General features: G+C 74.2%; 7 protein-coding genes. 4 read left to right on the plus strand and 3 right to left on the minus strand.

Going from position 1 to position 9,972, the window contains the following annotated elements:
- Together AC2CHG_RS27095 and AC2CHG_RS27100 are read right to left on the minus strand one after the other, a co-directional pair.
- On the minus strand, positions 1 to 631 hold a 631-nt coding region (locus tag AC2CHG_RS27095), incomplete at its 3' end, for a DUF4184 family protein (RefSeq protein ID WP_484525860.1).
- A 22-nt stretch (positions 632 to 653) separates the two neighbouring features.
- Entirely contained in the window at positions 654 to 1,352 is a 699-nt protein-coding gene (locus tag AC2CHG_RS27100) for an HAD family hydrolase (RefSeq protein WP_484525861.1), read from the minus strand.
- 138 nt (positions 1,353 to 1,490) lie between these two features.
- Between AC2CHG_RS27100 and AC2CHG_RS27105 the strand changes: the two genes are divergently transcribed.
- Complete coding sequence (locus AC2CHG_RS27105; protein WP_228532929.1) at positions 1,491 to 2,816, plus strand: hypothetical protein; 1,326 nt, start codon at positions 1,491 to 1,493, stop codon at positions 2,814 to 2,816.
- Between the two features lie 98 nt (positions 2,817 to 2,914).
- On the opposite strand, the gene AC2CHG_RS27110 is transcribed toward AC2CHG_RS27105, so the two are convergent.
- Complete coding sequence (locus tag AC2CHG_RS27110; RefSeq protein WP_269697283.1) at positions 2,915 to 5,635, minus strand: MGH1-like glycoside hydrolase domain-containing protein; 2,721 nt, start codon at positions 5,633 to 5,635, stop codon at positions 2,915 to 2,917.
- Between the two features lie 42 nt (positions 5,636 to 5,677).
- Between AC2CHG_RS27110 and AC2CHG_RS27115 the strand changes: the two genes are divergently transcribed.
- The 3 genes from AC2CHG_RS27115 to AC2CHG_RS27125 form a co-directional block, all read left to right on the plus strand.
- Positions 5,678 to 7,621 carry an amylo-alpha-1,6-glucosidase gene (locus AC2CHG_RS27115; RefSeq protein ID WP_484525862.1) on the plus strand — a complete coding sequence of 648 codons (1,944 nt, stop codon included), beginning with the start codon at positions 5,678 to 5,680 and terminating at the stop codon, positions 7,619 to 7,621.
- Positions 7,622 to 7,748: 127 nt separating this feature from the next.
- Positions 7,749 to 9,074 carry a glycosyltransferase family 4 protein gene (locus tag AC2CHG_RS27120; protein ID WP_269697285.1) on the plus strand — a complete coding sequence of 442 codons (1,326 nt, stop codon included), beginning with the start codon at positions 7,749 to 7,751 and terminating at the stop codon, positions 9,072 to 9,074.
- Positions 9,075 to 9,214: 140 nt separating this feature from the next.
- Positions 9,215 to 9,972, plus strand: a 758-nt coding sequence (locus AC2CHG_RS27125; protein WP_484525863.1) for a serine/threonine-protein kinase, incomplete at its 3' end; no start/stop codon positions are given.

The following is a 9,972-nucleotide window of genomic DNA, read 5'->3' on the forward strand; positions in this document are numbered from 1 at the left end:
GCGCGGGCAGCAGCAGCGCGCCGAGCCCGGTGACCGCCAGCGCCACCCGCCAGAACACGTTCGGGTTCGCCGGCGGCGCGGACGCGGGTACGCCGCCCGCCCGCAGGCCGCGGCGGGCCTCGTGCACGGCCAGGACGACCACCAGCAGTCCGCCGCCGAGGCCGGCGACCACGTCCGCGAACTGGAACCAGTAGACGCCGGTCAGCGCGCGGAAGTCGGCGACGCCGAGCAGCCGGGGCAGTCGCTCGCTGTGACTGAGCCGGTCCCACGCCACGTGACTGAACGCGCCGATCAGCGCCGAGCAGACGGTCACCTGCCAGGGGTGGCGCACCCGGGCCAGTGCCACGTACCAGGGCCAGCCGAACAACCGCTGCCCGGGCAGGTGCACCGCGATGCCGGCGACCACGCGGCGCACCACCCAGGCGTACACGAGGGCGACCGGCAGGCACCACCAGAGCAGTCCGCCGAGCGTGTGCGTCCGCAGGTTCAGGGCCAGCGGCGTGCCGGTGACCAGGTACCCGACGTCCGGCGCCACCGCGCCGGTGCACAGCGCCACCCCGTCGAACCAGCCCGGCCGCCACCGTTTCAGCGGCAGCACCGGCGCCAGGTGCGACGGGAAGGTCAGCGGCACGTCCCGGACGTTACCGGCCCGCTCAGAAGTGATGGACCAGGTCGGGGAACGCGGCCAGCCGGATCACCCGCTGGTCGGACGGGTCCAGCTCGTCGTGTTCCAGGACCCAGGTGTTCTCGTTCGGGATGAAGACCGCGTTCATCCCGGCGGCCCGGGCGGGCAGGATGTCCGAGCGCGGCGAGTTGCCGATCATCCAGGCGGCCGCCGGGTCGAAGGCGTGCTCTCGGGCCAGCCAGCGGTAGGTGTTCGCGTCCTTCTCCGGGACGATGTGCGCGGCCCGGAAGTGGTGCAGCAGCCCGCAGGCGTCCAGCTTGCGCTGCTGCTCCTCGCGCTCACCCTTGGTCAGCAGCAGCAGCTCGTGCCGGCCTGCCAGGTCGTCGAGCGTCTCGGCCACGCCCGGCAGCAGCTCCACCTGGTGCCCGACCAGCGCCGCCGCGAGCTGCTCGATCTCGGCGCGCTCCCGCGCGGTGGCCGGACGCTCGCGCAGCTTCTCCAGGCACTCGCCGAGACTGCGCAGGAAGACCTTGCTGCCGTAGCCGTGCGCGACGGCGTTGGCGCGCTCGATGTCGTCGAGCACCGCGCGGATCCGGGCCCGGTCCAGCGTGGGGTGGTCCAGCCAGGTGAGGAAGTCGTCGATGACGCGCTCGAACAGGACGTTGTTCTCCCAGAGCGTGTCGTCGGCGTCGAAGACCAGCACGGCGGCGTCCCGGCGCGACGGCATCGCGTTCCCCTCCCCCTCGCGGACCCCGCACACCGTACTGCCCGGTCGCCGGACGGGCCACGCGGATTATCCGGTCGGCCGCCGGTTACCGGCGGCTACCCGACTGCGGAATCCCTGGTCGGACGGCATGCTTCGGCCATGACGATCTCACCCGATCATCCACCTGGACGCCGGCGCCGGCGGCGCGCCGCCGTCGCGGTGGCCGCGACGCTCGCCGTCGCGGGCGCGGCGCTGCCGGGAGCCCCGGCACTTGCCGTCAACGCCGCACACACCACAGTGGTCGGCACCAACCCGGTCGACTGGACGCCGCACGCGCTGGACGGCACCGTCCACCGCATCCTCCAGATCGGCAACCGCGTGTACGTCGCCGGCACGTTCAGCAAGGTGCGCAACGCCGGCCAGACGGCCCAGCTGGCGATGCCCCGGCTGGTGGCGCTGGACGCGACCACCGGCCGGATCGACACCACGTTCCGGCCACAGGTCAACGGCGCGGTCAAGGCGCTCGCCGCCGCGCCGGACGGCCGCTCGCTCTACATCGGCGGCGCGTTCACCACTGTCAACGGCACCGCCGCGTCCCGGCTGGCCCGGATCGACGCGGCCACCGGCGCCCGGGTCGCCGGGTTCACCACGCCGGCGCTGAACAACCAGGTGAACGACATGCGCCTGGTCGGTAACCGGCTGATCGTCGGCGGCGCGTTCCAGACCGTCGGCGGGGTGACCCGGCGCGCCCTGGCGGCGGTGAACGCCACCACCGGGGCGGCCGACGCGTCGGTCAACCTGAACCTGGCCGGTCCGCGCACGACCACCTCCGGTGCCACCGCGCCGGTGAAGGTCGAGGCGCTGGACGTCTCCGCCGACGGCCGGCGGCTGGTGTTCGTGGGCGGCTTCAGCAGCGTCGCGGGCGTGGCGCGGCACCAGATCGCCGTCGCCGACCTGAGCGCGGCCGGTGCCACGCTCTCCGGCTGGGCCACCGACCGCTACCAGCCGCAGTGCGCGCGGACGATGCCGGTCTACATGCGCGGCGTCGACATCTCGCCGGACGGCACCTGGTTCGCGGCGGTCACCACCGGCGGCCCGTTCCCGGGCACGCTCTGCGACACCGCGGCGCGGTTCGAGTTCGGTACGGCCACCGGCGGCAAGCAGCCGACCTGGGCCAACTACACCGGCGGCGACACGCTGCTGTCGGTGGCGGTGACCGGCGCGGCGGTCTACGTCGGCGGCCATCAGCGCTGGCTGGACAACCCGCTGGGCCGCAACTCGGCCGGTCCGGGCGCGGTGCCGCGGCCGGGCATCGGGGCGATCCACCCGACCACCGGCAAGGCGCTGCCGTGGAATCCGACGAAGGACCGGGGCGTCGGCACCCAGGAGCTGTACGCCACCGACCGCGGCCTGTGGATCGGCAGCGACACGGTGACGGTGGCCGGGGAGTACCACGCCCGGCTGGCGTTCCTGCCGCTGCCGTGAGCGTGCGGGGGGCGGCGGTCCCCCCGCCGCGCCCCGCACGTCAGCGGCGCACGGTGAGGATCGGCCGCGTCAGCGGCGCACGGTGAGGATCGGCCGCGTCAGCGGCGCAGGGTGAGGATCAGGTCGGCGACCAGCGCGGTCCAGCCCGTCTGGTGCCAGGCGCCCAGGCCGGCGCCGTTGTCGCCGTGGAAGTACTCCGGGAAGCAGATCAGGTCGCGCCAGTCCGGGTGGGTCTGGAACAGCTGCGCGGCCCCGTAGATCGGTCGCCGTCCCCACCCGTCGCGGGTGAACAGCGAGATCAGCCGCGCGGACAGGTCGTCGGCGATCTCGTCGAGGGTGCGCTTCACCCCGGACCGGGTCGGGTACTCGACCTGGAGGTCGTCGCCGAAGAACGCGGCGTAGTCGCGCAGCGCGCTGATCAGCAGGAAGTTCGTCGGCATCCAGATCGGGCCGCGCCAGTTGGAGTTGCCGCCGAACAGGCCGCTGGTCGACTCGGCCGGCTCGTAGCCGACGCTGAACTCCTGCCCGCCGAGCGTGACCGTGAACGGCTTGTCCAGGTGGGCCCGGGACAGCGTGCGCAGCCCGTACTCGGAGAGGAACTCGTCGGTGTCGAGCATCCGGGCCAGCAGCCGTACCACCTGGTCCGGGGCGACCATCGACAGCAGCCGCTGCTGGCGGCCGTCCGGACCGAGCCGGCGGGCGCCGATCACCTCGGCGTACTCCGGGCGGTTGGTGAGGAACCAGCGCAGCCGGGCGCCCAGCTCGGGCAGGCGGCGCATGGTCCGGGCGGTCAGCCGGGTGACCGCTGCCAGCGGCAGCAGCCCGACCACCGAGCGCACCTTCAGCGGCACCTTCGTGCCGTCGGCAAGCCGCAGCACGTCGTAGAAGAACGCGTCCTCGGCGTCCCAGAGCCCCTGGTGGTACGCGGCGGCGGCGATGTACGCGAAGTGCTCGAAGAACTTGGTGGCGGTGTCCACGTACGCGCGGTCGTGCTCGGCCAGCACGATCGCGATGTCGAGCAGGTTGAGCGCGTACATGGCCATCCAGCCGGTGCCGTCGGACTGCTCCAGCACCCCGGCCACTGGGAGCGCGGCCGAGCGGTCGAACGGGCCGACGTTGTCCAGCCCGAGGAAGCCGCCCTCGAAGACGTTGTTGCCGCCGGTGTCCTTGCGGTTGACCCACCAGGTGAAGTTGAGCAGCAGCTTGTGCATCACCCGGGCGAGGAACTCGTGGTCGCGCGAGCCGTCGATCTCGAAGACCTTCAGCGCCGCCCAGGCGTGCACCGGCGGGTTCACGTCCCCGAACGCCCACTCGTACGCCGGGATCTGCCCGTTGGGGTGCAGGTACCACTCGCGCAGCAGCAGGAGGATCTGCTCCTTGGCGAAGCCCGGGTCGACCCGGGCGATGGTGACGCAGTGGAAGGCGAGGTCCCAGGCCGCGTACCAGGGGTACTCCCACGGGTCCGGCATGGAGATCACGTCGAAGCTGTTCATGTGCCACCAGGCGCTGTTGCGCCCGTGCCGGCGGCCGGCCGGCGGCGGCGCGGAGCCGGGGTCGCCGGCCAGCCACCGTTCGACGTCGAAGTGGTAGAACTGCTTGCCCCACATCAGCCCGGCGATGGCCTGGCGGGCCACCAGCGCCTCGTCGGCGGTGGCGGCGGCCGGGATGACGGTGTCGAAGAACCGGTTCGCCTCCGCCCGGCGCGCCCACAGCACGGTGTCGAACCCGTCGCCCAGGTCGGCCGGGGCGGGCGGCGCGGCGGCCGGCGGCGGCGCGGTACGGGTCAGCCGCAGCCGGATCTGCCGCTGCTCGCCGGCCGGCACGTCCAGCACGTAGTGCAGCGCGCCCTTGGTGCCGGTGCGGTCGGGGTTGACGGTGGCGGCGCCGGCCACGACGTGGTCGTTGATGCCGTCCTTCGGGTACGCCGACCGCCCCGGCAGCCCCCACAGCCGCTCGGCGTTCGTCTCGTTGTCGCACAGCAGCGGCACCGGGTCGCCGTCGCCCTCCAGCAGGATCTGGCCGAGCACCCAGTGGTCACCGACGAGCCGGGCGCCGCCCTGCGCCCCGGCCTCCTCGCCGGTCAGCTTCGGCATCCGGTCGGTGCCGGGCAGGCCCCACGCCCAGGTGTTGCGGAACCACAGCGTGGGCAGCACGTGCAGTGTCGCGTCCTCGGCGCCCCGGTTCGCCACGGTGACCAGCACGCACATGTCGACCGGTGACGCCTTGGCGTAGTCGACTGTCACCGCCCAGTACCTGTCGTCGTCGAAGATGCCGGTGTCGACCAGCTCGTACTCGGTGTCGTCCCGGCCGCGCAGCGCGTTCACCGCGACCAGCTCGTCGTACGGGAAGGCGGCCTGCGGGTAGTGGTAGCGCCAGCGCATGAAGGAGTGCGTCGGGGTGCTGTCGAGGTACCACCAGTACTCCTTGACGTCCTCCCCGTGGTTGCCGCCGTCGCCGCCGAGGCCGAACATCCGCTCCTTGAGGATCGGGTCGCGCCCGTTCCACAGCGCGAGGGCGAAGCAGAACGTCTGCCGGTCGTCGCAGACGCCGGCCATGCCGTCCTCGTTCCACCGGTACGCTCGGGACCGCGCGTGGTCGTGGGGGAAGTAGTCCCACGCCGTGCCGTGTTCGCTGTAGTCCTCCCGGACGGTCCCCCACGCCCGCTCGGACAGATAGGGGCCCCATGCGCGCCAGTCCTGCTCCCCGGCGTCGGCCTGGGCGAGCCGGTGCCGCTCGGGGTCGGGGGACGCGGAGGTCGACCGGTCGGTGATCACTGGCACATCTTCGACGCCACCGGGGTACTTCTCCACAGCGGCCATTGTCGCCGTGGCATGTCACACCTCGCTGCCGGTGGAGGAAAGTTGATCGACATCCGTTTCGGGCCGCGGGTCTGCGGCGAGCTGTCCGCCGCCACCGCGCGGGAATGGCTGGTCACGGACGGGCGCGGCGGGTGCGCGATGGGCACCGTCGCCGGGCTGCGTACCCGCCGGTATCACGGGCTGCTCGTGGTGGCCGATGACACGCCGGCGTCCCGCAAGGTGGGACTCGTGAGCCTCGACCCGGCGGTGACGCTGCCGTCCGGGCGGCAGGTCCGCCTCGGCGCGCACGAGTGGTCCTCGGGCGTGGTCGACCCGCGTGGCTTCGAGCTGCTGGAGCACTTCGACCTGGCCGACGGGGTGCCGCGCTGGCGGTGGCGCGTCGGCGACGTGGTGATCGAGCGGGAGATCGCCATGACGTACGGCCGCTCCTGCGTCGCTGTGGTGCACCGGCTGATCTCCGGCGGCCCGGTGCGGCTGGACCTGGCCGCGGCCTGCACCTGGCGCGACGCGCACGGCGAGCGGCGCGCCGACGGCCCCGCACCCCGCCTGGAACCGGCGGCCGGCGGCGCGGTGGTCGACGGCGCGTACCGCCTGGCCGGACCGGACTGGACCCCGGAAGGGCAGTGGTGGCACGGGGTCCGCCACCGGACCGAGGCCGAGCGCGGCCTGCACCCGGACGAGGACCTCTGGTACGCGGGCCGGTTCACCGGCGCGCTCGACGAGCCGGGCGCGACCGTGTCGGTGCTGGCCTGGGCGGACGACCTGGCCGAGGAGCCGCCGCCGGCGACCGCCGTGGTCGAGGCGGCCCGGCGGCGCAGCCGCGCGGTGGTGGCGGCGGCGAAACCCGGCGACGCGGTCGAGGCGACGCTCGCGCTCGCCGCCGACGCGTTCGTGGTACGCACCGCCACCGGCCCGGACGTGGTCGCCGGCTACCCCTGGTTCGGGGCCTGGTCGCGGGACACGATGATCTCCTACGAGGGGCTGTTCCTGTGCACGAACCGGGCCGACGAGGGCCGGGACCTGCTGCGGGCGTACGCGGCCACGCTGAACGAGGGCATGCTGGCGAACACGGCCGACACCGGCCGGGTCGAGTACAACACCGTCGACGCGACGCTGTGGTTCCTGCACGCGGTGCACCGGCACGTCACCGTCACCGGCGACACCGACCTGGGCGACGAGCTGCTGCCCGCGCTGCACGGCGTGGTCGAGGCGCACGTCGCGGGCACCCGGTACGGCATCGGCGTCGACCCGGCCGACGGGCTGCTGGCCCAGGGCGGCCCGCCGGACGTGGCGCTCACCTGGATGGACGCCCGGGTGTACGGGGTACCGGTGACCCCGCGTACCGGCAAGCCGGTCGAGGTGAACGCGCTGTGGATCAACGGGCTGGCCGGGCTCGCCGAGCTGACCGAGCTGGCCGGACGCGACGCCGCCGCGCTGCACGCCCTGCACCACCGGGCCACCGCCGCGTTCCGGGAGCGCTTCCCCGCCCCGGCCGGCTGGCTGTACGACGTGGTGGACGCGCCGGCGCCCGCGTACCCGCTGGGCGGGGCCGCACACCACGACGACGACCTGTTGCGCCCCAACCAGCTGCTCGCCTGGTCGCTGCCGCACGCGCCGCTGGAGCCGGACGAGGCCGCGCTGCGCCGGATCACCGAGGCGCTGTTCACCCCGCTCGGGCCGCGCAGCCTCGCCCCGGACTCCCCCGGCTGGACCGGCCGGCACCGGGGCGGGCCCGCCGAGCGGGACTCCGCGTACCACCAGGGCACCGTCTGGCCGTGGCTGACCGGGCCGCTGCTGGACGCGTACCGCCGGGCCGGGCTGCCCACCGACGACCTGCTCGTGGGTCTGGTGGGCCACCTCGCCGAGGACGGCCTGGGCTCGGTCAGCGAGACCGCCGACGGCGCGGCGCCGCACGCGGCCACCGGCTGCCCCTTCCAGGCGTGGTCGGTGGCCGAGCTGCTGCGCGCGCGGCGGACGCGCCGGTAACGCGTTACAGACCGGCAACCGGCGCGTCGCCGCCGGTTATCGACCCCTCGGCAGGATGGGTGCCGACCCCACCGGACACCGCGGCGACGCCGCCGGGGTGGGGACGCCACAACTCAAAGGGGGCCGCGTGTCAGCTGACGCCGAAGTGATCGACATCCAGCCCGCCCGGCGCCTGCGGGTGCTGCTGCTCTCCTGGGAGTACCCGCCGGTGCTCGTCGGTGGCCTCGGCCGCCACGTCCACGCGCTGTCAGTGGCGCTTGCCGCCGCCGGGCACGAGGTCACAGTCGTCACCCGCCACGCCGAGGGCGCTCCCCTGGAGGAGTACGCCGACGGCGTGCGCGTCGTCCGCGCCGCCGAGGATCCGGTCCGGTTCCCGCTGGCCACCGGTTCGCTGCTGGCCTGGACGATGGCGTTCAACCACACGCTGACCCGGGCCGCGCTGCGCGCCGCCGCGTCCGGCACCTACGACGTGATCCACGCCCACGACTGGCTGGTCGCGCACACCGCCGTCACGTTGGCCGAGCACCTGGACGTGCCGCTGGTGACCACCATCCACGCCACCGAGGCGGGCCGGCACCAGGGCTGGCTGCCGGAGGAGATGAACCGCACCATCCACGGTGTCGAGCACTGGCTGAGCAACGCCTCCGGCCGGGTGATCGCCTGCTCCGGGTACATGCGCGACCAGGTGGCCCGGCTGTTCGGCGTACCGTCCGGGCGCATCGACGTGGTCGCCAACGGCGTCGACGACCGGGCCTGGCGGGCGCGGCCGCACGCGGTCGCCTCCGCCCGGGCACGCTTCGCCGCGGGCGGGCCGCTCGTCGGGTACGCCGGCCGCCTGGTCTACGAGAAGGGCGTGCAGCACCTGGTGCACGCCGTGCCGCACCTGGCGAGGCGGCACCCCGGCCTGCGGGTGGTGATCGCCGGAGACGGGCCGTACCGGGACGAGCTGGTCGACCAGGCGCGGCGGCTGCACCTCGGGGACACGGTCCGGTTCGCCGGCTTCATGGACGCCACTCAACTGCCCGCGGTGCTCGCCGCCACCGACGCCACGGTGATCCCCAGCCTCTACGAGCCGTTCGGCATGATCGCGCTGGAGGCGGCGGCCGCCGGAGCGCCGCTCGCGGTCGCGCGTACCGGCGGGCTGGCGGAGATCGTCGAGCCCGGGGTCACCGGTGTGACGTTCCCGCACGGCGACCCGGACGCGCTGGCCGGTGCCGTCGACCGGCTGCTCGGCGACGAGGTGTTCGCCCGGCGGGTGGCGCGCAAGGCGCGCAGCATGGTCAGCCGGCGCTACACCTGGTCGGCGATCGCCGCCCGCACCGCCGCCGCCTATGCCACCGCCCGCCGCGACCACGACACGTTCCAGGCCCGCCGGGCCACCGCCCTGCTGGCCGGCGACCGGTCCCCGATCACCGTCCCGGAGGGGAACCTGCTCGCCGGCGCCGCAAGTTAGGGGCATGACGCACTGACATGCGATAGGTACCGTCCGATCCGTTGGCTATTGTGGACCACTGACCAGCGGTGAGGAGTGCGGTGCGGGAGGTATTGATCGCGGGGCGGTACCGCCTGCTCGAACTGGTCGGCCGCGGCGGGATGGGCCAGGTCTGGCGGGCGCGCGACGAGGAGCTGCAGCGCGAGGTCGCGGTGAAGCAGGTCGTGCCGCCGAACTGGCTCGCCGAGAACGAGCAGGACGAGCTGCGCGCCCGTACGCTGCGCGAGGCACGGACGTCCGCGCGGCTCAACCACCCCAACGTGGTGCGGGTCTACGACGTGGTCCGGGTCCAGGGCGAACCCTGGCTGATCATGGAGTACGTCCCGTCGCGCTCGCTCCAGGAGATCATCGAGACCGACGGGCCGCTGCCGCCCGGCCGGGCCGCCGAGATCGGCCTGTCGGTGCTCGCCGCGCTGCGCGCCGCGCACGACGCCGGGGTGCTGCACCGGGACGTGAAGCCCGCGAACGTGCTGCTGGCCCGGGACGGGCGGGTGCTGCTCACCGACTTCGGGCTGGCCGTGTTCCAGGGCGGCGACGGCGCGATGACCCGGCCCGGCCTGGTCCTCGGCTCCCCCCAGTACGTGGCCCCGGAGCGGGCCGCCGACGGCGTGTCGAGCGTCGAGGCGGACATGTGGTCGCTCGGCGCCACGCTGCACGCCGCGGTGGAGGGCCGCTCCCCGTACGCCCGCAGCACCGCGATGGCCACGCTCGCCGCGCTCGCCACCCGGCCGCCCGACCCGGCTCCGCACGCCGGCCCGCTGACGCCGGTGCTGACCGGGCTGCTGCGGCGCGATCCGCGTACCCGCCTGGGGCACCGCGAGACGGCCCGCCTGCTCGGCGTCGCCGCGGTGTCGGAGGC

This window comes from Micromonospora sp. ATLC20 (genome assembly GCF_057196585.1).